This window comes from Citrobacter sp. GW821-FHT02E08, from assembly GCF_059421685.1.
In genome coordinates this window covers 104,448-127,148 of sequence record NZ_JBWKVL010000009.1, presented here as the reverse complement: position 1 = coordinate 127,148, position 22,701 = coordinate 104,448, and the positions used below count along the sequence as shown (strand labels likewise).

The following is a 22,701-nucleotide window of genomic DNA, read 5'->3' as shown; positions in this document are numbered from 1 at the left end:
AAATGAGTTTACGCGAAAAAACCCTCAGCGGCGCCAAGTGGTCGGCGATGGCCACCGTGGTTATCATCGGTCTGGGACTGATTCAGATGACGGTGCTGGCGCGGATTATCGACAACCATCAGTTTGGTCTGTTAACCGTCTCGCTGGTGATTATTGCGCTGGCCGACACTCTCTCGGACTTTGGCATCGCCAACTCGATTATCCAGCGTAAAGAGATAAGTCACCTCGAACTGACCACTCTGTACTGGCTCAACGTCGGTCTGGGAATAGTGGTGTGCGTGGCGGTGTTTCTGCTTAGCGACGTGATTAGCAATGTGCTGAATAACCCCGATCTGGCGCCATTAATCAAAACCCTGTCGCTGGCATTTGTGGTTACCCCCCATGGGCAGCAGTTCCGTGCGCTGATGCAAAAGGAGCTGGAGTTCAACAAGATTGGCATGATCGAGATCAGTTCGGTGCTGGCGGGGTTTACCTTTACGGTGGTCAGCGCCCATTTCTGGCCGTGGGCGTTAACCGCGATCCTTGGTTATCTGGTCAACAGCGCGGTCCGTACGCTGCTGTTTGGCTATTTTGGCCGCAAAATCTATCGTCCCGGACTGCACTTTTCGCTGGCATCCGTCTCGTCGAACTTACGTTTTGGCGCGTGGCTGACGGCAGACAGCATCATCAATTATGTGAATACCAATCTCTCAACCCTGGTGCTGGCGCGCATTCTTGGCGCAGGCGTGGCGGGGGGATACAACCTGGCGTACAACGTGGCGGTCGTTCCGCCGATGAAACTCAATCCCATCATCACCCGCGTGTTGTTTCCCGCATTTGCCAAAATTCAGGACGATACCGAAAAGCTGCGGATTAACTTCTACAAGCTGCTGTCGGTGGTGGGGATCATTAACTTCCCTGCGCTGCTCGGCCTGATGGTGGTGTCGAACAATTTTGTGCCACTGGTCTTTGGCGAGAAATGGCGCGGTATCGTTCCGGTACTGCAGCTGTTGTGCGTGGTGGGGCTGCTGCGCTCCGTTGGTAACCCGATTGGCTCGCTGCTGATGGCGAAAGCGCGCGTCGATATCAGCTTCAAATTCAATGTGTTCAAAACGTGCCTGTTTATTCCGGCCATTCTCATCGGCGGTCATCTGGCGGGCGCTATTGGTGTCACGCTGGGCTTTCTGCTGGTGCAAATCATCAACACGGTGCTGAGCTACTTCGTGATGATCAAACCGGTGCTGGGCTCCAGCTATCGTCAGTACATCCTGAGCTTATGGCTACCGTTTTATCTCTCTTTACCGACGCTGGCGCTGAGTTATGGCCTGGGCGTTGCGTTGCAGGGGCGTCTGCCGCTCGGCGTATTGCTGGCAACGCAAATTGCTGCGGGCGCGCTGGCCTTTGTCGTGATGATCGTGGCGTCGCGCCATCCGTTAGTGGTGGAAATAAAGCGCCAGTTTTGTCGCAGCGAAAAAATGAAAACACTGCTACGCGCAGGATAAAGCTCAAACATGATTAATGGGATACAAATGAAACTACTCATACTTGGCAACCATACTTGCGGCAACCGTGGCGACAGTGCGATTTTACGCGGCCTGTTGGATGCCGTTCATCGCCTGGAACCCGACGCGGAAGTCGACGTGATGAGCCGTTATCCGGTGAGCTCTTCCTGGTTACTCAATCGTCCGGTGATGGGCGATCCTATCTGGCTGCAAATGAAGCAGCACAACAGTGCGGCAGGGATGATGGGGCGGGTGAAAAAAGTGCTGCGCCGCCGCTATCAACATCAGGTTCTGCTTTCGCGCGTCACGGATACCGGCAAGCTGCGTAACATTGCGATTGCCCAGGGCTTTACAGATTTTGTCCGTCTGCTGTCGGGCTACGACGCGATTATCCAGGTTGGCGGATCGTTTTTTGTCGACCTCTACGGTGTACCGCAATTTGAGCATGCGCTGTGTACGTTCATGGCGAAAAAACCGCTGTACATGATGGGTCACAGCGTCGGCCCGTTCCAGGACGATCAATTCAACCGACTGGCGAACTATGTTTTTGGACAGTGTGACGCGTTGATCCTGCGCGAAGCGGTAAGCCTTGAACTGATGAAGCGTAGCGACATCACGACGGCAAAAGTGGAATCCGGCGTGGACACCGCGTGGCTAGTGGAGCGTCACCATGATGATTTTGAACCGGCCTACACGGTGCAACACTGGCTGGATGTGGCCGCGACGCAGAAGACCGTCGCTATCACACTGCGCGAACTGGCGCCGTTTGATAAACGTCTGGGCACCACTCAGCAGGCCTATGAGCAGGCGTTCGCCGGGGTCGTAAATCGCATTCTGGAGGAAGGGTATCAGGTGATTGCGCTCTCAACCTGTACCGGGATTGACAGCTATAACAAAGACGACCGTATGGTGGCGCTGAACTTACGCCAGTATGTCAGCGATCCGTCACGCTACCATGTGGTAATGGACGAACTGAACGATCTGGAGATGGGAAAAATTCTTGCCGCCTGCGAACTGACCGTGGGAACACGTCTGCACTCCGCGATTATCTCAATGAACTTTGACACCCCGGCCATTGCCATCAACTACGAACATAAGTCGGCGGGGATCATGCAGCAACTGGGGTTGCCAGAGATGGCCATCGATATTCGCCATCTGCTGGATGGAAGCCTGGCAACAAGGGTGGTCGATACGCTGGGGCAGTTGCCGGAACTGAACACGCGCGTTTCTGCCGCCGTGGCGCGTGAGCGTGAGCAGGGGTTACGCATGGTTGAATCGGTGTTAAACCGCATCAGGGAGGGAAAATGAAGGTCAGCTTCTTTTTACTCAAATTCCCGTTGTCCTCGGAGACTTTTGTGCTTAACCAAATCACCGCGTTTATCGACATGGGGTTTGAGGTAGAGATTGTCGCGCTACAGAAGGGCGATTTGCACAATACCCACGCGTCATGGACGAAATATGGCCTGGAAGCCAAAACCCGCTGGTTGCAGGATGAGCCGACAGGACGCCTCGCAAAACTGCGCTATCGCGCAATCAAAACGCTGGCGGGACTGCATCGTGCGCCGACATGGAAAGCGCTAAACGTCTCTCGCTACGGTGCTGAGTCGCGCAACCTGATCCTTTCTTCTATTTGCGCTCAGGTTACGACACCGATTCATGCCGATGTCTTTATCGCCCATTTTGGTCCTGCCGGGGTAACGGCGGCGAAACTGCGGGAACTTGGGGTACTCAAAGGTAAGATCGCCACTATTTTCCATGGCATTGATATCTCGAGCCGGGAGGTGCTCAACCACTATACGCCCGAATACCAGCAACTGTTTCGGCGCGGTGATTTAATGCTGCCCATCAGCGAACTCTGGGCCGTGCGGCTTAAAGGGATGGGCTGTCCGCCGGAGAAAATCGCGGTTTCACGCATGGGTGTGGATATGGCGCGGTTTACCCATCGGCCGCTTAAAACGCCCGCCACGCCGCTGGAGATTATCTCCGTTGCCCGCCTCACTGAGAAAAAAGGGCTGCATGTCGCCATTGAAGCCTGCCGCCTGCTTAAAGCGCGCGGCGTGGATTTCCGTTATCGCATTCTGGGTATCGGTCCGTGGGAAAGACGCCTGCGCACGCTGATCGAGCAGTACCAACTGGAGGATGTAATTGAAATGCCCGGCTTTAAACCCAGTCATGAGGTAAAAAAAATGCTGGAACAGGCCGATGTATTTCTGCTGCCTTCGGTCACGGGGGCGGACGGGGATATGGAAGGTATTCCCGTAGCATTGATGGAAGCGATGGCGGTCGGTATTCCGGTTATCTCTACGGTCCATAGCGGGATCCCGGAACTGGTGGAAGCTGGAAAATCCGGCTGGCTGGTGCCCGAAAACGATGCTCCGGCGCTGGCTGAACAGCTGTTGGCGTTCAGCCGAATCGACGGCGATGCGCTCCGACCCGTGGTGCAACGCGCTCGTGAAAAAATTGAGTCTGATTTTAACCAGCAGGTGATCAATCTTCAGCTCTCCAGCCTGCTGCAAACGATGTAAATTGAGGTTGTATGCCAGAGAAGACACTCTCCCGACGTACCTTTCTGACGGCAGGCTCCGTCCTTGCCGCACTCCCCATCCTCCATACTCCGCTTGCCCGCGCCGTTGAACCCCGAAAGACCGTCAATATCCAGGCGTACAATCCGCAGGACTGGGTCGCTTCGTTCAGACGCGCGTTCGATGACGCGCAAACTGTCGTGGTGCCTGCCGGAGTGGTCTGCAAAAACATCAATACGGGGATTTTCATCCCGGCCGGTAAAACGCTGCATGTGCTTGGGCGGCTAAGTGGCAACGGCAGAGGCCGGTTTGTACTACAGGATGGCTGCCAGGTCACAGGGGAGGGGGGCGGTAGCCTGCATAACATCACGCTGGATGTGCGCGGTTCGGACTGCGTGATCAAAGGAATTGCCATGAGCGGTTTTGCCCCGGTAACCCAGATCTATATCGGCGGCAAAAAACCGCGGATTATGCGCAATCTGATCATTGATGACATCACGGTGACTCAGGCGAACTATGCCATTTTGCGCCAGGGATTCCATAACCAGGTTGACGGCGCGCGGATCACCCATTGCCGTTTCAGTGACCTACAGGGCGATGCGATTGAATGGAATGTGGCGATTAACGATCGCAATATTCTGATTTCGGATCATGTCATTGAACGTATCAACTGTACTAACGGCAAGATTAACTGGGGGATCGGCATTGGGTTAGCGGGAAGCACCTACGACAATCGCTATCCGGAAGAGCAAACGGTGAAAAACTTTGTGGTGGCAAACATCACCGGCTCAGATTGTCGGCAACTGATCCATGTTGAGAATGGTAAGCACTTTATCATTCGCAATGTGAAAGCCCGGAATATCACACCGGATTTCAGTAAGAAAGCAGGGATAGATAATGCCACGGTGGCAATATATGGTTGTGATAATTTTGTGATTGATAATATTGATATGGTGAATAGTGCTGGAATGCTTATTGGCTACGGTGTGGTTAAAGGTCGATATTTATCCATCCCACAAAATTTCAAATTGAATGATATTCATCTCGATAATACCCATCTTGCCTGGAAGCTACGTGGCATCCAAATATCTTCCGGAAACGCGACCTCGTTTGTGGCGCTCACTAACATTGAGATGAAGCGGGCGACGCTGGAACTGCACAATAAGCCACAGCATCTTTTTTTACGTAACATCAATGTGATGCAGACGTCCACCACCGGACCGGCGCTGAAAATGCACTTTGACCTGCGCAAAGACGTGAGAGGGAAGTTTATGGCCAAACAGGATACGCTGTTGTCTCTGGCCAACGTGCATGCGGTGAATGAGAAGGGACAGAGTTCGGTAGATATCGACAGCGTCGATCACCAGGTCGTCAATGTTGAGGATATCAATTTCAGATTGCCGGAGAAGGCGCGGTAGTTTTATGTACATTCCTGAAAACACATCTCTATTCTTCAGATTATGGCTACTGCATTCTCTGGATAAGCGGCGTAACATCTTCAACAGAGCCGCTATGTAATTCATGCTGGCTAAAACATGTCAAAGAGCTATAATTCAGCAACCATTTTACAGGTGGATGAAATAATGATTAATTTGAAAGCAGTTATTCCGGTAGCGGGTCTGGGTATGCACATGTTGCCTGCCACCAAGGCAATCCCCAAAGAGATGCTGCCGATTGTCGACAAACCTATGATTCAGTACATTGTCGACGAGATTGTGGCTGCTGGGATCAAAGAAATCCTCCTGGTCACTCACGCGTCCAAAAACGCGGTCGAAAACCACTTCGACACTTCCTACGAACTAGAATCTCTCCTCGAGCAGCGTGTAAAACGCCAGCTGCTGGCGGAAGTACAGTCCATCTGTCCTCCGGGCGTGACGATCATGAACGTGCGCCAGGCTCAACCTCTCGGTTTGGGTCATTCCATTTTGTGCGCACGCCCGGTTATTGGCGACAATCCGTTTGTCGTTGTATTACCTGACATTATTATCGATAACGCCAGCGCTGACCCACTGCGTTATAACCTTGCTGCTATGGTGGCCCGCTTCAATGAAACCGGCCGTAGCCAGGTACTGGCAAAGCGCATGAGAGGCGACCTTTCAGAGTATTCTGTTATTCAGACGAAAGAAGCACTGGATAATGAAGGTAAAGTGAGTCGCATCGTTGAATTCATCGAAAAACCGGATCAGCCGCAAACGCTCGACTCTGACCTGATGGCGGTGGGCCGCTATGTCCTCTCTGCGGATATCTGGGCGGAACTCGAAAAAACTGAACGAGGTGCCTGGGGTCGCATCCAGTTGACAGACGCCATTGCAGAACTGGCGAAAAAACAGTCTGTTGACGCAATGCTGATGACGGGTGACAGCTACGACTGCGGTAAAAAAATGGGTTATATGCAGGCATTTGTGAAGTATGGACTGCGCAACCTGAAGGAAGGGCCGAAGTTCCGTAAGAGCATTGAGAAGTTGCTGAGCGAATAAAACGCGTCAGTCTTTTGTGCGTTGTTCGCAGTAAAAATTGATAACGGCAGAGAACATCCCAGGCAGCGGTGCTGATGCTAATTGGATGTTTCTGCCGTTTTGTTTTATGAAAACAAAGTAAAAACAATGAGTTATATGGTAAAAAATCCTCAGGAATTTGTCGAATTTTCCTTGTTTCCGAAAGCGTTTGGTAAGACAATTAGTGTTTAAGTTTTTGAGAGCTATGCCTGATACGGCATAGCTTGAAAACATCATTTTGAATGTACGCAGTGCGCTGGTAGCTGTTAAGCCAGGGGCGGTAGCGTGCTCTTTTTGTCTGGAATTTTAGGTAATCAACATAGTATTTTTCAAAACTACCAGCACGTAATTAAAAATAATAGTCAAAAAATATTAATTTAGTTATAAAAACTAAAGGTAATGGGTATGAAAATAGCATTAGTCGGGTACAACCCTGGTAAAATTGGTGGAATTGAAGCATTTTCCAGAAATATTAAAAAAGAGATTTTCCCTGAGGCTGAATTTGTCTATGAATATGATGAGGCAGGCGTATTCAAAGTCGATGATTGTGTTGCTGCCGCAAAATTTAATAGAATCAATAGGGTCTTTAACAGGTTGTCAAATGGCTGGTTTACAAAAAACAAGATAAAAAAAATACTAAAAGATAAAAAATATGATTTAATTATTCTTAATTCACCAAAGTATCTTGACATTTCCCCCGATCTTAATAAAACGATTCTAATTCAACACACTACGGTCGATAACTGGTGGAAGTCTAAGTATAATTTTAACAGAAGCAATAAACTGGTAGATTTGGCAAGAAAAGTGGCAAAGATTGTTGCACTTTCTGAAATGGAAGGTGAGGTGATTTCTAACTTTTTTAATATTGACCATGAACGTATTAAAATTATCAATTTTGCAGCTGGTATTCCATTTTTGATGACTGAAAAAGCATCCGGTAAGAACTTGGTAATGTTGGCAAGATTTCAAAATGAAATTAAGAGGATCGATCTTGTTATTGACGCTATGGATGGTCTACCAGATTACACACTAAATGTATATGGTGATGGCAAAGACAGAGAATATCTTGTCGATTTAGCAAGGAAAAGAAGTAATGTTAATATAAATTCGAGCATTACCGACAAAGTTAAGATATTAGATGAAAGTAGTATTTATGTACTGAGTAGTGAGTTTGAAGGTTATCCGGTTAGCGTTATAGAGGCTATATCTAGAAAATTGCCGGTTGTCGCCAGAAATACATTTTACTCAGCACCTGATCTTATAAAAGATAATGGCGTGTTGCTTGGCAAAACTTGGAATAAAAAAGAGTTTTGTGATGCGATCCGTTATTGTTACAATAATTATGCCAAATGCTCAGGGAATGCTGAGAAATATTTTGAGAAATATGATTTAAAAAATGTTAGGGCAAAATGGAATTCTCTAATTCAGGAATTCAACGATGTCGAATGAAATTAATGAAATTGATGTCATAATTACTTGGGTTGATGGTAATGAACCTTCCTGGATAAAAGAGTATGCAAAATATAAAGGCCATAATCCTGGCCGATTCCGAGATATTGGAGTCTTAAAATATATATTTCGTGGGATTGAAAGAAATATGCCATGGGTGAGGCGAGTCCATTTTGTGACGAACGGGCAGGTTCCTGATTGGTTAGATTTAGAACAGCCTAAGCTTTATTTTCATACGCATAATAATATTTTCATATACAAAGATGCTCTTCCTGTATTTAATTCTAATGCGATCGAAATGAATTTTTCTAATATCAAAGAATTATCAGAAAAATTTATATTATTTAATGACGACATGCTGATATTAAAACCTGTATCTGAAAAAAGATTTTTCCTAAACGAGTTGCCTGTTGATTATTGTAAACTATCCTTTTCTCGAAAGGGATGGCTCTACAAAAAATTGAAACCACAAAATTATTTAGCGTGCCAATTAATTAATAACAATTACAACTATATAGATGATTTAAGCGTGCGCAAAATAGACAAGAAAAATCTATACAGCAAAAATTACAATCTAAAAACAAGAATTGCTAACTTCACATTTTCATTGCTGGGTGAAATTAAATGGATTGATATATATCACCACCCGCAACCGCATTTAAAATCAACATGGTTAGATGCAACATCTGAAAAACGCAATACCGCTGTTAAAAATACAATTAATACTAAATTTCGTTCCTCAACGGATGTTAGCCACTATCTTTTTAGATATATTAATATATTGAATAATCGGTTTTTTCCGATGCAATATAATGACCATTGTTCAATTTATGTTAAAGATGCCAAATCATTTTATAAGAGTAAAGATTCTTGCCTTTCAAATAATTTTCTCTGTATTTGTGAAGATGAAAATATGTCAGATGATGAATTTAGTAAATTAAAAAGCATACTGATAAAAGAGTTAGAACTGCTGTTTCCAGCTAAAAGTTCATTTGAAATTAAGGCTTAGCATTCATAATTTATCAAAGTGGTATGCTATTTTAAACGATTTAATTGTTAATAATAGGTTTTTATTATGTTTAATTCTAAAGTGTTGTTAATTACCGGCGGTACTGGTTCTTTCGGGAATGCTGTATTAAAACGTTTTCTTGATACTGATATTAAAGAAATTCGTATATTCTCACGCGATGAGAAGAAACAAGATGACATGCGGAAGTTTTATAAATCAGAAAAATTAAAATTCTATATTGGTGATGTTAGAGATTATCAGAGCATTTCGAATGCAATGAGAGGGGTCGATTTTGTATACCATGCGGCTGCTTTAAAACAAGTCCCTTCGTGTGAGTTTTATCCCTTAGAAGCAGTTAAAACAAATGTTTTAGGTACAGAGAATGTTTTAGAAGCTGCCATTAATCATTCAGTAAAACGCGTTGTTTGCTTAAGTACTGATAAAGCGGTATATCCAATTAATGCAATGGGTATATCTAAAGCTATGATGGAGAAAGTTATTGTAGCTAAGGGGCGAAATCTTAATAATAAGGGTGACACCGTTATTTGCTGCACTCGCTATGGTAATGTGATGGCTTCACGTGGGTCAGTTATACCATTGTTTATTAGGCAGGCCATAAATGGTAACCCAATTACAATAACTGACCCTAATATGACTCGCTTTATGATGACTCTGGACGATGCTGTGGATTTAGTTCTACATGCCTTCAAGCATGGTGAGAATGGAGATACATTTGTACAAAAAGCACCAGCAGCTACCATTGATGTTTTAGTTAAATCGTTGCTTTCATTCCTGCAAAAACCTGATCATCAGATTAATATTATTGGCTCACGTCATGGCGAAAAACAATCTGAAGCATTGTGCAGTAGAGAAGAAATGTTTGTCGCCCAGGACCAGGGGCGTTACTATCGCATTCCAGCAGATAACCGTGATTTAAACTACTCAAAATATTTTGAAGTAGGTGAGAAAGATCTTCACTTGGTGCAGGATTATAATTCAAATAATACTGAACAGCTTGATGTTGAGGGTATGAAGGAATTGCTTAGAAAATTAGATTTTATGAGAGAGATTGAAGCTGGAAATTTAATTATTCCTGAGGGGGTGTAAGTGAAAATACTTATTCTTGGTGCCAGTGGAATGCTGGGTTTTAGTCTCTACGCAAATTTGAGTCTATATTCACAATTTGATGTTTATGGTACTGTTAGAAACATCCAAGATAAAGCAAAATTTTACAACAAAACTAAGGGAACGATTATCTCCGATGTTGATGTTTTCGATCTGAAGCATGTAGACGAGATAATTACAAATATTAAACCTGAAGTAGTTATTAACTGCATCGGTTTAATCAAACAACGCTCCATATCGAAGCAGCATACATCTGCAATAAAGGTTAATGCTTTATTGCCGCATGAGTTAGCAGAAATATGTGATACACGTGGGGCAAAGTTTATCCATTTTTCAACAGATTGTGTCTTTGATGGCAAAAAAGGAAACTATAAGGAAGATGATTTCCCTACAGCTACAGACCTATATGGACGAACTAAATATCTTGGTGAGGTTGGCTACGGAAATCATCTTACCATCCGTACGTCTATAATTGGCCACGAACTGGCATCACACCTAAGTCTTGTTGACTGGTTTTTAAGTCAGGATGGGGAGGTAAAAGGTTTCTCAAAAGCAATATTCTCTGGTTTCCCTACTGCTTATATAGCAAAATTGTTAGCTGAAAAAATTATCCCTAATGTATCGATTAAAGGATTGTATCATTTATCGGCAATTGCAATCAATAAATTCGATTTACTGAAAAAAATTTCTAAGGAGTATAAAAAGGAAATTGTAATTCATGAATCAAAAGAATTAGTTATTGACAGAAGCTTAGATTCCTCACGTTTGAGGAAAACTATAGATTTCATCCCCCCTGACTGGGATGAACTCGTGGCGTATATGAACACTGATTATAAGAAGTGGTATTCCTTATGAACCTGAACAGTAAAATGAAAGTTGTTACTATCGTAGGCACAAGACCTGAAATTATTCGTCTTTCTAGAATAATTTCTAAGCTTGACGAATGTTGTGAACATACTTTAGTTCATACAGGGCAAAATTATGATTATGAATTAAATCAGATTTTTTTCAGTGATTTGTCTATTCGTGCACCAGATGTTTTTCTTGAGTGCGCTGGTGGTACAGCAGCAGAAACTATTGCAAATGTTATCAATAAATCAGATCAGTTACTCGGTGAAATAAAACCTGATGCGCTCCTCATCTTAGGCGATACTAATAGTGCATTATCTGCTATATCGGCAAAAAGGAAAAAAATACCTATTTTCCATATGGAAGCAGGAAATAGATGTTTTGATCTTAGAGTCCCTGAAGAGATTAATAGGAAAATAGTAGACCACATATCTGATATCAATTTGCCATACAGTACAATTGCAAGGGAGCATCTCTTGCGTGAAGGCTTGAACCCAGATGTTATCATTAAGACAGGCAGTCCTATGGACGAAGTCCTTAATTTTTACAAAGATAAGATCGATGCTTCAATGGTATTGCATGAGTTAAATGTAGAGGAGAATAACTATTTCTTAGTTAGTGCTCATCGAGAAGAAAATGTTGATTCGGATATCAATATTCATAATTTTGTTATTTTACTCAACACGTTAGCTGAAAAATATGCGTTGCCAATTATTGTATCTACTCATCCTAGGACGCGTAAGAGAATTGATGCACTGAACCTTCAATTTTCTCCTCACGTTAGATTGATGAAACCATTGGGATTCAGTGATTATGTTCATTTGCAAATGAATGCTAAAGTTGTTCTTAGTGACAGTGGTACGATCACCGAAGAGTCATCTATATTAAACTTCCCGGCTGTTAATATTCGAGAAGCTCACGAGCGGCCAGAGGGTTTTGAAGAAGCATCCGTAATGTTTACGGGAATGAGTGTCGAACGAATTCTCCAGGCTATTGCTTTACTGAATAGGCAGCCTCGTGGTGAAACACGTTTGCTACGTAAAGTTGATGACTATGATGCTCCGAATGTATCTGAAAAAATAATCCGTATTATTCATTCTTATACTGATTACGTAAATCGTGTTGTTTGGAAAAAATATTAATGCAACTTGCTCTTATTATTGATGATTATCTTCCTGCCAGTACGCGAGTTGCTGCTAAAATGTTCCATGAGCTGGCTTGTGCGTTTGTTGAAAGTGGGCATAAAGTCACGATTATAACACCATATCATGATCAAGTTAATCGTCTTAATAAAAAGAATATAGATGGTGTTGATGTTTGGTATTTTAAAAGTCCACAAATTAAAGATGTTAGTAAATTAAAGCGTGCTATAGGAGAAACTATTCTATCTTGGAACGCATGGCTAGCTATCAAAAATGAACATCAGGTTAGTTCTTTTGATGCAATAGTAATTTATTCACCGTCAATATTTTTTGGTCCATTGATAAAAAAAATAAAGTCTAAAGCAAATTGTTTCGTATACTTGATATTGAGAGATATGTTTCCGCAATGGAGTATTGATGCAGGACTAATAAAACCCGGTTCACTAATAGAAAGATATTTCCGCTTTTTTGAAAAGTATAATTATGATCAGGCCGATTTTATCGGCCTCATGTCTCAAAAAAATGTCGAACTATTTAATCAAATAAATCCAAAATACTCGACTGGAGTTTTACGAAACTGGGCTCAATTCGGGGATGTATCATTTTCTCCGAAATATAGAGAAGAGCTAGGCTTAAAAGATAAAGTGATATTCTTATATGGAGGGAATATTGGCCATGCTCAGGATATGGGAAACTTGCTGAGACTAGTTCGGAGTATGCTTCCGCATGAACAAGCTCATTTCCTTTTTGTTGGTCAGGGCGATGAGGTCGAACTTGTTCATTGCATTTCAGATGAGTGGGGCTTGAAAAATCTTACATATATTCCCTCTGTAACACAGTCAGAGTTTAAAGTTCTTCTTTCAGAAGTCGATGTTGGATTATTTTCTCTTGCCAGACATCATACGGCCCATAATTTCCCAGGAAAAATTTTAGGATATATGGTAAATTCGCTCCCTATTCTTGGGAGTGTAAATGAGGGCAATGATTTAATGCCTCTTGTTAATGATGCTAATGCCGGGATGATCTGTGTTAATGGAGAGGATGAGCGACTTTTTAATTTCGCCTTAACTTTGCTACAGGATAAAAATTTAAGAATAAAAATGGGAGAATATTCTCTGGCCCTTCTTAAAAGTGAGTTTGATGTTAAAGGCATTGCAGCCCAAATACTATCTAAGGTAGTTAAATTTCATGAAGAAAATAGACAAGAAGATTATTGACGAACTCTATCTGAAAGCAAATCATAGTGAAAGAAAACGTTCACATTATCTATTACACAAATCATATGATGAAAAAGTACAACGCTTATTGATTGCATTCATTAAAGGGAGTTATGTAGACCCTCACTTCCATAAAGAAGAACATCAATGGGAGATGTTCATTGTTTTGGAGGGGGTTTTTGAGTTAATTAAATATTCTATTCAGGGATGTATAATCGAAAAAACAATCATTGAAGCAGGTGTTGATATTTTGGCAGTGGAAATTTCTCCGAATGAAATTCATAGTGTTGAATGTCTTTCTGATAAAGGACTTCTTCTTGAAATAAAAGAGGGACCATTTGACCCATCTGCAGCAAAACAATTTTTATGATAATAAATCAATGATGCTTTTGTATGTCATTTTCTTTATTTATATACCATGATTGGAAATAAGATTTCAAAAAAAGTCGTGTGAATTATTTTTTGAGTTTTAAATATTACAATTATTTTTAATTAATGATGCTGTCTCAAATTAAACTATTATATGAAAAATCTGATGATAAAGAAAAATATATTATTTAGACCCTGCGAGTTGAGTTCAGGTATATACATTTTATTATCAATTTATAGTTTACTGGTTAGTGCATACCTTTTTATACCACTTTTTGTGTATGGCGTTATTAAAAATAAAAAAGGTGCGCCAATTTTTATAGGACTATTTTTTGGGGTCATTGGATATAGTTTTTCACCACCTCAAGAGTTTGATTTATATAGGCACTATGAATCATATGAATATTTTCTACAACATGGTGAATTCCTCTACAAGACTAAAGACTTTTATCTTGAGTTTTTGTTTTATGTTGGAAGTTGGCTATCATTAAATAAAGAATTTATATATTTTACATCTGTTGTGATTTATTATACAAGCATCATAACAGTGATAATGAAACTTAAGGAGAGAGCTCAGTTAAAAGGGCTAAGTTTTTTCCTTATTTTCATTCTTTTCCTTTTTACAAACACGATTATTGAAATTACCGGTATAAGGTTTACTACAGCACTTGGTTTTGTATCTTTATTTATTTACTATTATTATATTGAACAACGGAAATTATTATCCTCTGTCTTTTTGATTTTAGCGATTTGCAGCCATTTTTCTCTAGTCATATTACCAGCAGCAATGTTAACCCTACGTATCACTCGTACGTTTTTCAACTCTCGTCAACTTTCGCTCTGTGCCCTGATCATATCGGTTATATCTGGTTTTTGTTTAGTTGAACCTATTGTTACATTTATATTGCTAGGAATAGAACAAGTATTTAATGTCAATATCGGTGCAGCAACCTACACCAGTGGTTTATGGGGAGCAGATCGTGTTTCTCTTCATGGGTTTAGTCAATCTGGAATTGTTTTTGAAAACATAAAGTTGGGAGTAAGTGTAGCGATTCCTTTTATCCTAAGTTACACCTTTATCCAGAATAGAGATTACACCAAGGATGAGTTATCTAGGTTGTTTGTGGTGTGTTCAATAATTTTCTTTATTTTTATTCCTTTTGATACTGTATACATGCGCTATCAATTTTTATTGATAGTTATTGCATTAATAACTTATGCTAAAAGAGATTATAAGATTAAAAATCTTGATGGTCAGTTTATCGGGATTAGCATGATCTATTTGAAATTATTAATGCAAGTAACAGTGGGTTTGTTATCAACGTATGTTTTTTTCTTTCAAAATATAAAGTTGAGTCTGATAAATACAAATCTCGTGGCTGTGCTATTTGATTTTTTTTAACCTCCTGAGGTGATGAGTGAATATTTTCAAAACCGCCGCACTTAGCTTTGTATCTACAGCTGTCAAAATGCTTAGTGCGCTGGTTATTAATAAGGTCGTTTCTATTTATATCGGTCCTACAGGAATAGCAATGATCGGCCAGTTTCAGAATCTCATCCAGATGTCGAACACTTTCTCGCAAGGTGGTATATTAGCCGGTGTAACAAAATATACCGCAGAATATAACAAATACACTCCTGAGTGTCTTAATTATCTGTGGTCCTCAGCATTTAAGATCATCGTAACGCTTTCATTAGTTTGTGGTGCGTTATTGATAATTTGTTCAACATATTTATCTAACTTTCTATTCGCTACATCTGATTATTATCATTTTGTTCAGTTGTTGGGTGGGTTTACTATACTAACCTCATTAAATAGCTTTGTCCTGGCTATATTGAATGGGTTAAAGAAAATTAAGCTTTATGTGATAATTAATATATATCAAAGTATTGTGTCATTAGTTATCTCATCGCTACTAGTCATATATTTTAGTCTTAATGGTGCTTTTTTAGCTCTGATATTGAACCAATCTATTATCTTCCTTACTCTCTCTTTTGCATTTACGCGAAATGGTGGCCTATCAAATATACGGATAATTTTCGGGAAAATATCTGGTGTTGAATCAAAAAAATTATTCTCATTCTCATTAATGGCGATCACTTCGGCGATAGTTGGACCTCTTTCATTAATGCTTATTAGAAATTTCATCCAAGAAAACATCAGCACTACTGCGTCAGGTTATTGGCAATCGATGTGGTATATCTCCTCAATGTATCTATTAGTTGTTACGACAACTTTGTCAATTTATTATCTTCCTCGCTTATCTGAGCTTACAGATCAATATGAACTCAAAAAAGAGTTACTAAATGGACTAAAAATCATTGTTCCTCTTGTTTCTGTAGCTTCTTTTTCTGTGTATTTACTCAGGGATATTATTATATCAATTCTTTTTACACGTGAATTTCATGATATGCGAAATTTATTTAAATGGCAGGTGAGTGGTGATGTTCTTAAAATTACAGCTTGGCTTTTCTCTTATGTATTGATAGCAAAGGCTAAATCGAAAATATTTATAACGCTCGAAGTAATAAATTTTAGCTTTTTTGCAATTTTATCAATATTTATGGTTTATAAGTATGGTCTTGTTGGTGGTTCCTATGGCTATTTTTTATCTAATTTCATTTATCTAATACTTGTCTCTTCTGTTGTATACTTTCATTTTTTTAAAACAAGAAAGAATAATCATACAAAGTACATATAATACAAGGTTATATATTTTGGCTAATTATATCGTTATTGCAAAAAATACTGTGCCGCTTGCAAACCCCGCTGGTTTAGTTATCTATCGGATTGCAAAAGCGCTATCTGATTTAAACCACAATGTCAAAATCTATTCTCTCGATAATCCAACCGGAGAGCAAGAAATACCAGAATGGTTGACAAAGGGTGATCACCTTGCGGTTGAGAGAATTGATATAACAAAATTTAACAAAGTGTTTGTCTATTTAAATTTTCTTTGGCTTTTGTTTCTTAACATTAAAAAACTACTTAAGGAAAATAAGTCACTCTATATAGTGACCCATACTAACCCACTTTATTGCCATTGGTTTGGTTTTTTTTGTAAGCTTATCTTTTTTAAGCGAGTAAAATGGATTACATCATTCACTGATCCTTACGTCCGTTCTCCTTTTACAGGATATGCGAAGATCACTCCAGGTTCAGTTATTAGGTATATTGAGCAAAAATTAGCTTTTCGTTTCAGCGATAAATTAATCTTTGTAACGGCAACAATGAGGGATTATATTTGTAGTGGTCACAAAGAGGTAATATTAAAATCTACTGTTATTCCTTTTTTTTATTTGAGTGATTGGTCAGAAAAAATTAATAGAAAAACAAGTACCCCTCATGATGACAAGCGTTTGGTTATCATGCATGCGGGTTCTATTTATGGCAACAGGGATGTCTCCAAGTTTCTTGACGCTTTAAGTGATTATCAGTCTGAAATTTTATTTAAAAATTTCGGGAGGATAAATAAAATGCTTGAGTCATTAAGCACCAATGTATTAATTAGTGGCTCATTGCCTTATGATGAAATGATTGTTAATCTGAAATCTGCTGATTATATTCTTATTGTCGACTCTTTTTTTGATAATATAAAAAACCCTTATATGCCATCGAAAGTGGTGGATGCAATGTATCTACATAAACCTATTATTGGTATTACTGAAAAAAATTCTGAATTGGACATTTTCTTACATAAAACAGGGAATGTATCGATACCAAATGATAAGCAGATCATTGCAAATCTTCTCTCAACTTTGGTACGCGGAGAAATCAGGAGTGATTATCACATGTATTCCGATAAAAATCTCAGAAAGAAATTTAATGAGCTTGAGTTCTGAGATCATTAACCTGACTTAGCAAGTTTCTTATGAGTTAAATGGTTTAATTTTGTGACTCAGTATCAATAAGAGTATAGTAAGGAAGGCATATGATTTTTGTAACGGGTGGCTTGGGCTATATTGGTTCCCATACTGTAATTGAGTTGCAGTTAAAAGGGTACAACGTAATTGTTCTTGATAATTTATCCAACTCATCACTTGATGTCGCTTCTAAAATCAAAGCGATTAGTGGTGTTGAACCATTAGTCTATGAGGGAGATATCAGAGATGGTGAATTGCTAAGAAAAATATTCACTACTTACAACATTTCTCATGTGTTGCATTTTGCAGGATTAAAATCTGTTAGCGAGTCAATTCAAAAACCCGTTGAATATTATGATAATAATGTTACCGGCACTTTGAATTTAATAAAAAATGTATTGGAATTCAATGTTCAAAATTTCATTTTTAGTTCTTCAGCGACAGTTTATGGAACACCTGAAACGATACCCTTAACAGAAAATTGCAAAATTGGTGGGACGACTAATCCATATGGAACTTCAAAATATCTAGTTGAACGTATATTGCAAGATGTTGCAAAAGCAAATCATCAGCTAGACATAACTATATTGAGATATTTTAATCCAGTTGGTGCGCATACATCAGGTTTGATAGGTGAGTCCCCTAAAGGTATTCCGAATAATTTGATGCCATATATATGTAGGGTCGCTTGTGACCAATCGGAAAATCTCTCAGTATATGGTTCTGATTATGATACACCTGATGGTACTGGTGTCAGGGATTTTATCCATGTGATGGATTTAGCGAGCGGTCATTTGGCAGCATTAGAGAATAAAAATACTAATAATAATTTGCACGTTTATAATTTGGGTACTGGTGTAGGTTACTCTGTGTTGGATATCATAAAAAAATTCGAAAAAATCAATGGTGTAAAAGTGAATTACAAATTCACAGGGCGGAGAGAGGGGGATATTGGCGAATGCTGGTCAGATCCTAATCTAGCTCAAGTAGAACTTAACTGGCAAGCGACAAAAACGCTTGAAGATATGGTGAAAGACGTATGGCGATGGCAAAAAAATAACCACTGAAATTTTACATTGGCACTTAATGTGAGAAATACTTCTTTAAAATTATCTTTTCTGTTCGTTATGATCGAATCTGCGTTAATATCCGGTACACATTCAAGCCGCGCAAACGTCGCGCGGTGACCACACCTGACAGGAGTATGTAATGTCTAAGCAACAGATCGGCGTCGTCGGTATGGCAGTGATGGGGCGCAACCTGGCGCTCAACATCGAAAGCCGTGGTTATACCGTCTCCGTTTTCAACCGCTCCCGTGAAAAGACCGAAGAAGTGATTGCCGAGAATCCCGGCAAGAAACTGGCGCCTTACTACACGGTGAAAGAGTTTGTTGAATCCCTTGAAACGCCTCGTCGTATCCTGTTAATGGTGAAAGCCGGCGCGGGTACCGATGCCGCTATCGATTCACTGAAACCGTATCTGGATAAGGGCGACATCATCATTGATGGTGGTAACACCTTCTTCCAGGATACCATTCGTCGTAACCGTGAACTTTCTGCCGAAGGTTTCAACTTCATCGGTACCGGTGTTTCCGGTGGTGAGGAGGGCGCGCTGAAAGGGCCTTCTATCATGCCTGGTGGTCAGAAAGAAGCCTATGAACTGGTTGCGCCGATTCTGACAAAGATCGCAGCCGTCGCTGAAGATGGTGAGCCTTGCGTAACCTACATTGGTGCTGATGGTGCGGGCCATTATGTGAAGATGGTGCACAACGGCATTGAATATGGCGACATGCAGCTGATCGCTGAAGCGTATTCTCTTCTGAAAGGCGGCCTGAACCTCAGCAATGAAGAACTGGCGAACACCTTTACCGAGTGGAACAATGGCGAGCTCAGCAGCTACCTGATCGACATTACGAAAGACATCTTCACCAAAAAAGACGAAGAAGGTAAATACCTGGTCGATGTGATCCTCGATGAAGCGGCTAACAAAGGTACCGGCAAATGGACCAGCCAGAGTTCTCTTGACCTTGGCGAACCGCTGTCTCTGATCACCGAGTCTGTATTTGCACGTTACATCTCCTCGCTGAAAGATCAGCGTGTGGCGGCGTCTAAGGTTCTGACAGGACCGAAAGCGCAGCTGGCAGGTGAAAAAGCAGAATTTATCGAGAAAGTTCGTCGTGCTCTGTATCTGGGTAAAATTGTTTCCTATGCTCAGGGCTTCTCTCAGCTGCGTGCTGCCTCTGACGAGTACAACTGGGATCTGAACTACGGTGAGATTGCGAAAATCTTCCGCGCGGGTTGCATCATTCGTGCCCAGTTCCTGCAGAAGATCACCGATGCATATGCCGAGAATGCGAATATTGCAAACTTGCTGCTGGCACCGTACTTCAAGAACATTGCTGATGAATACCAGCAAGCGCTGCGTGACGTCGTGGCTTATGCGGTTCAGAACGGTATTCCTGTTCCGACCTTCTCCGCAGCTGTTGCCTACTACGACAGCTATCGTGCCGCTGTTTTGCCTGCTAACCTGATCCAGGCTCAGCGTGACTACTTTGGTGCGCATACGTATAAACGCACTGATAAAGAAGGTGTTTTCCATACCGAATGGCTGGAATAATACTGAAACTATGTATGCGTGAGCCCGGTTTATAACCGGGCTTTTTTTTGTCTTTAATCTGATTGATTTCTTTTCACTCCTTAATACTAACTTAATAAATATCGTTTATTCTGATAAAGAAAATCCGAAATGTTTTCGCCTTCATTGACACAATATTCACTCAGGCGTTAAAACTTTTAAATCTTATCAGGATGTCAAACATCGTGATTAATATATTAAGTTAATTCTGAGAGTATGAAATGAATATCACCATTTCTGGTACCGGATATGTTGGCCTGTCTAATGGTCTACTTATCGCCCAGCATCATCAGGTAATCGCACTAGACATTATCCCTTCACGTGTTGAAATGCTAAATGATCGGATATCTCCTATTTTTGATAAAGAAATTCAGCAATTTTTGCAGTCTGCTGATATTCAATTCGAATCTACGCTGAATAAAAAATATGCCTACCAAAATGCTGATTATGTCATTATTGCCACGCCGACCGATTATGATCCAAAAACCAACTATTTTAATACATCCAGTGTAGAGTCTGTTATCCAGGATGTCTTAGACATTAACCCGGATGCAGTAATGGTTATTAAATCAACAGTGCCTGTTGGTTTTACGGCGGCAATGTCTAAAAAATTTAATACTCAAAATATCATTTTCTCTCCCGAATTCCTGCGCGAAGGTAAAGCTCTCTACGATAACCTGCATCCCTCACGGATTGTGATCGGTGAACGCTCAGAACGTGCAGAACGATTTGCCGCGTTGTTACAGGAAGGGGCGATTAAACAGGATATCTCCACGCTTTTTACCGATTCTACCGAAGCAGAGGCAATTAAGCTGTTCGCCAATACCTATCTGGCTATGCGTGTGGCTTACTTTAATGAGCTCGACAGTTATGCAGAAAGTTTAGGCCTTAACACGCGGCAGATTATTGAAGGGGTGTGCCTGGACCCTCGGATTGGCAACCATTACAACAATCCATCATTTGGTTATGGTGGCTATTGCTTGCCGAAAGATACCAAACAACTTCTGGCGAATTACCAGTCGGTGCCAAACAATATTATTTCTGCCATTGTGGATGCCAACCGCACACGTAAAGATTTTATCGCTGAGGCGATCCTGGCAAGGAAACCGAAGGTGGTGGGTATTTATCGACTGATAATGAAGAGTGGTTCCGACAATTTCCGGGCATCCTCTATTCAGGGGATCATGAAGCGCATCAAGGCCAAAGGGGTTGACGTCATTATTTACGAACCGGTCATGCAGGAAGACGCATTTTTCAACTCCCGACTTGAGCGAAACTTAACCACTTTTAAGCAGGAAGCTGATGTGATTATTTCTAATCGCATGGCAACTGAACTTCAGGATGTCGCAGACAAAGTGTATACCCGAGATCTTTTCGGCAGCGATTAACTCAATTTAATCAGGGCTAAAACAGCCCTGATTACCTATCAAAGACATTCAAATAATATGTAATTTTTATCAATTATCCTATGGCTTTCACGATGTTTATGACTACACTATTTCGAGCTTAAGCCTTTTTCTCGTTAGGATATTGATAAGAGTGGATAATCACAACCTCGCTGGGCGCAGTAACGATCCGGAACAAATTGATTTAATTGACTTAGTGATGCAATTGTGGCGCGGGAAGGTAACGATCATCGTTTCTGTGATTGTTGCTATTGCGCTTGCTGCGGGTTATCTGGCCGTAGCGAAGGAGAAATGGACGTCGACAGCGATTGTGACTCAACCCGAAGTGGGGCAAATTGCCAGTTATAACAATGCGATGAACGTGTTGTATGGTAATAACGCACCTAAAGTCAGTGAGATTCAGGCCGGATTTATCGGTCGTCTTAACACGACTTTTTCAGCATTGGCAGAAACTTTGGAAAACCAAGAAAAACCTGAAAAACTGACCATTGAGCCGTCGGTAAAAGGTCAATCGTTGCCACTGGTTGTCTCTTATGTGAGTGATTCTGCCGAAGGTGCCCAACGTCAACTGGCGGAGTACATCCAGCAGGTTGATGAGAAGGTCGCGAAAGAACTGGACGTTGACCTGAAAGACAACATTAAATTGCAGACAACGACCCTCCAGGACTCGCTGAAGACACTGGAAGTGGTGTCTCAGGAGCAAAAAGAGTTACGTATTCAGCAAATTAAGGAAGCGCTCAAGTTTGCTAATCAGGCTAATATCGCCAAACCGCAAATCCAACAGACTCAGGATGTCACACAAGACAGCATGTTCCTGCTGGGTAGTGATGCGCTGAAGTCAATGATTGAGCATGAAGCGACACGCCCTCTGATCTTTTCAGCAAACTATTATCAGACGAAACAGAACCTACTGGATATTGAAAAGCTGAAAGTAGACACTTCCGCAATTCATGCCTATCGCTATGTGATGAAACCGACGCTGCCGATTCGTCGCGACAGCCCGAAAAAAGCGATTACGCTGGTGTTGGCCGTGTTGCTGGGTGGAATGATTGGTGCGGGTGTGGTTCTGGGGCGTAATGCGCTGCGTAACTACAAGCCGAAAGCACAATAATTTATCGCTATGTCGGATGGCGTTGCGC

At 41.4% G+C, this 22,701-nt stretch carries 19 protein-coding genes; all 19 read left to right on the top strand.

Annotated features, from left to right (window positions below):
* The first annotated feature begins 2 nt into the window (after positions 1-2).
* The 19 genes from wzxC to wzzB all read left to right on the top strand — a co-directional run bounded on the left by wzxC (position 3) and on the right by wzzB (position 22,673).
* Positions 3-1,481 carry a colanic acid undecaprenyl disphosphate flippase WzxC gene (wzxC, locus tag AC07UY_RS13445; RefSeq protein WP_494701304.1) on the top strand — a complete coding sequence of 493 codons (1,479 nt, stop codon included), beginning with the start codon at positions 3-5 and terminating at the stop codon, positions 1,479-1,481.
* 27 nt (positions 1,482-1,508) lie between these two features.
* The gene (gene wcaK / locus AC07UY_RS13440; protein ID WP_494701305.1) at positions 1,509-2,789 is read left to right on the top strand and encodes a colanic acid biosynthesis pyruvyl transferase WcaK; all 1,281 of its coding nucleotides are present in this window, start codon (positions 1,509-1,511) and stop codon (positions 2,787-2,789) included.
* Positions 2,786-4,006 carry a colanic acid biosynthesis glycosyltransferase WcaL gene (wcaL, locus tag AC07UY_RS13435; protein ID WP_494701306.1) on the top strand — a complete coding sequence of 407 codons (1,221 nt, stop codon included), beginning with the start codon at positions 2,786-2,788 and terminating at the stop codon, positions 4,004-4,006. Before wcaK ends, wcaL begins: the two co-directional genes overlap by 4 nt.
* 11 nt (positions 4,007-4,017) lie before the next feature.
* Complete coding sequence (gene wcaM, locus AC07UY_RS13430) at positions 4,018-5,421, top strand: colanic acid biosynthesis protein WcaM (protein ID WP_494701307.1); 1,404 nt, start codon at positions 4,018-4,020, stop codon at positions 5,419-5,421.
* Between the two features lie 165 nt (positions 5,422-5,586).
* Positions 5,587-6,480 (top strand): GalU regulator GalF, encoded by an 894-nt coding sequence (gene galF / locus AC07UY_RS13425; RefSeq protein ID WP_203360729.1) that lies wholly within the window; start codon positions 5,587-5,589, stop codon positions 6,478-6,480.
* A gap of 423 nt (positions 6,481-6,903) precedes the next feature.
* Positions 6,904-7,947 carry a glycosyltransferase family 4 protein gene (locus AC07UY_RS13420; protein ID WP_494701308.1) on the top strand — a complete coding sequence of 348 codons (1,044 nt, stop codon included), beginning with the start codon at positions 6,904-6,906 and terminating at the stop codon, positions 7,945-7,947.
* Entirely contained in the window at positions 7,937-8,956 is a 1,020-nt protein-coding gene (locus AC07UY_RS13415; RefSeq protein WP_494701309.1) for a stealth family protein, read from the top strand. The genes AC07UY_RS13420 and AC07UY_RS13415 overlap by 11 nt, the downstream gene beginning before the upstream one ends.
* A gap of 66 nt (positions 8,957-9,022) precedes the next feature.
* A complete protein-coding gene (locus AC07UY_RS13410) occupies positions 9,023-10,063 on the top strand; it encodes a polysaccharide biosynthesis protein (protein WP_494701310.1) in 1,041 nt (346 codons plus the stop codon).
* On the top strand, positions 10,064-10,936 hold the full coding sequence (locus AC07UY_RS13405; RefSeq protein WP_494701311.1) for a dTDP-4-dehydrorhamnose reductase family protein: 873 nt from the start codon (positions 10,064-10,066) through the stop codon (positions 10,934-10,936).
* Positions 10,933-12,072: a non-hydrolyzing UDP-N-acetylglucosamine 2-epimerase gene (gene wecB, locus AC07UY_RS13400; protein ID WP_494701312.1), complete on the top strand. Its 1,140-nt coding sequence runs from the start codon at positions 10,933-10,935 to the stop codon at positions 12,070-12,072. The genes AC07UY_RS13405 and wecB overlap by 4 nt, the downstream gene beginning before the upstream one ends.
* Positions 12,072-13,289 carry a glycosyltransferase family 4 protein gene (locus tag AC07UY_RS13395; RefSeq protein WP_494701313.1) on the top strand — a complete coding sequence of 406 codons (1,218 nt, stop codon included), beginning with the start codon at positions 12,072-12,074 and terminating at the stop codon, positions 13,287-13,289. The genes wecB and AC07UY_RS13395 overlap by 1 nt, the downstream gene beginning before the upstream one ends.
* A complete protein-coding gene (locus AC07UY_RS13390; RefSeq protein ID WP_494701314.1) occupies positions 13,261-13,659 on the top strand; it encodes a WbuC family cupin fold metalloprotein in 399 nt (132 codons plus the stop codon). Before AC07UY_RS13395 ends, AC07UY_RS13390 begins: the two co-directional genes overlap by 29 nt.
* 165 nt (positions 13,660-13,824) lie before the next feature.
* On the top strand, positions 13,825-15,060 hold the full coding sequence (locus AC07UY_RS13385; protein ID WP_494701315.1) for an EpsG family protein: 1,236 nt from the start codon (positions 13,825-13,827) through the stop codon (positions 15,058-15,060).
* Positions 15,061-15,076: 16 nt separating this feature from the next.
* Positions 15,077-16,360: an O-antigen translocase gene (locus AC07UY_RS13380; RefSeq protein ID WP_494701316.1), complete on the top strand. Its 1,284-nt coding sequence runs from the start codon at positions 15,077-15,079 to the stop codon at positions 16,358-16,360.
* Between the two features lie 16 nt (positions 16,361-16,376).
* Positions 16,377-17,501 carry a glycosyltransferase gene (locus AC07UY_RS13375; protein WP_494701317.1) on the top strand — a complete coding sequence of 375 codons (1,125 nt, stop codon included), beginning with the start codon at positions 16,377-16,379 and terminating at the stop codon, positions 17,499-17,501.
* An 89-nt stretch (positions 17,502-17,590) separates the two neighbouring features.
* Positions 17,591-18,589 carry a UDP-glucose 4-epimerase GalE gene (gene galE, locus AC07UY_RS13370; RefSeq protein ID WP_494701318.1) on the top strand — a complete coding sequence of 333 codons (999 nt, stop codon included), beginning with the start codon at positions 17,591-17,593 and terminating at the stop codon, positions 18,587-18,589.
* A gap of 142 nt (positions 18,590-18,731) precedes the next feature.
* Positions 18,732-20,138 carry an NADP-dependent phosphogluconate dehydrogenase gene (gene gnd / locus AC07UY_RS13365; RefSeq protein ID WP_494701319.1) on the top strand — a complete coding sequence of 469 codons (1,407 nt, stop codon included), beginning with the start codon at positions 18,732-18,734 and terminating at the stop codon, positions 20,136-20,138.
* Positions 20,139-20,377: 239 nt separating this feature from the next.
* Positions 20,378-21,544, top strand: a complete 1,167-nt coding sequence (gene ugd / locus AC07UY_RS13360) for a UDP-glucose 6-dehydrogenase (protein ID WP_494701320.1) — start codon at positions 20,378-20,380, stop codon at positions 21,542-21,544.
* 145 nt (positions 21,545-21,689) lie between these two features.
* Positions 21,690-22,673: an LPS O-antigen chain length determinant protein WzzB gene (gene wzzB, locus AC07UY_RS13355; RefSeq protein WP_494701359.1), complete on the top strand. Its 984-nt coding sequence runs from the start codon at positions 21,690-21,692 to the stop codon at positions 22,671-22,673.
* Positions 22,674-22,701: the final 28 nt, after the last annotated feature.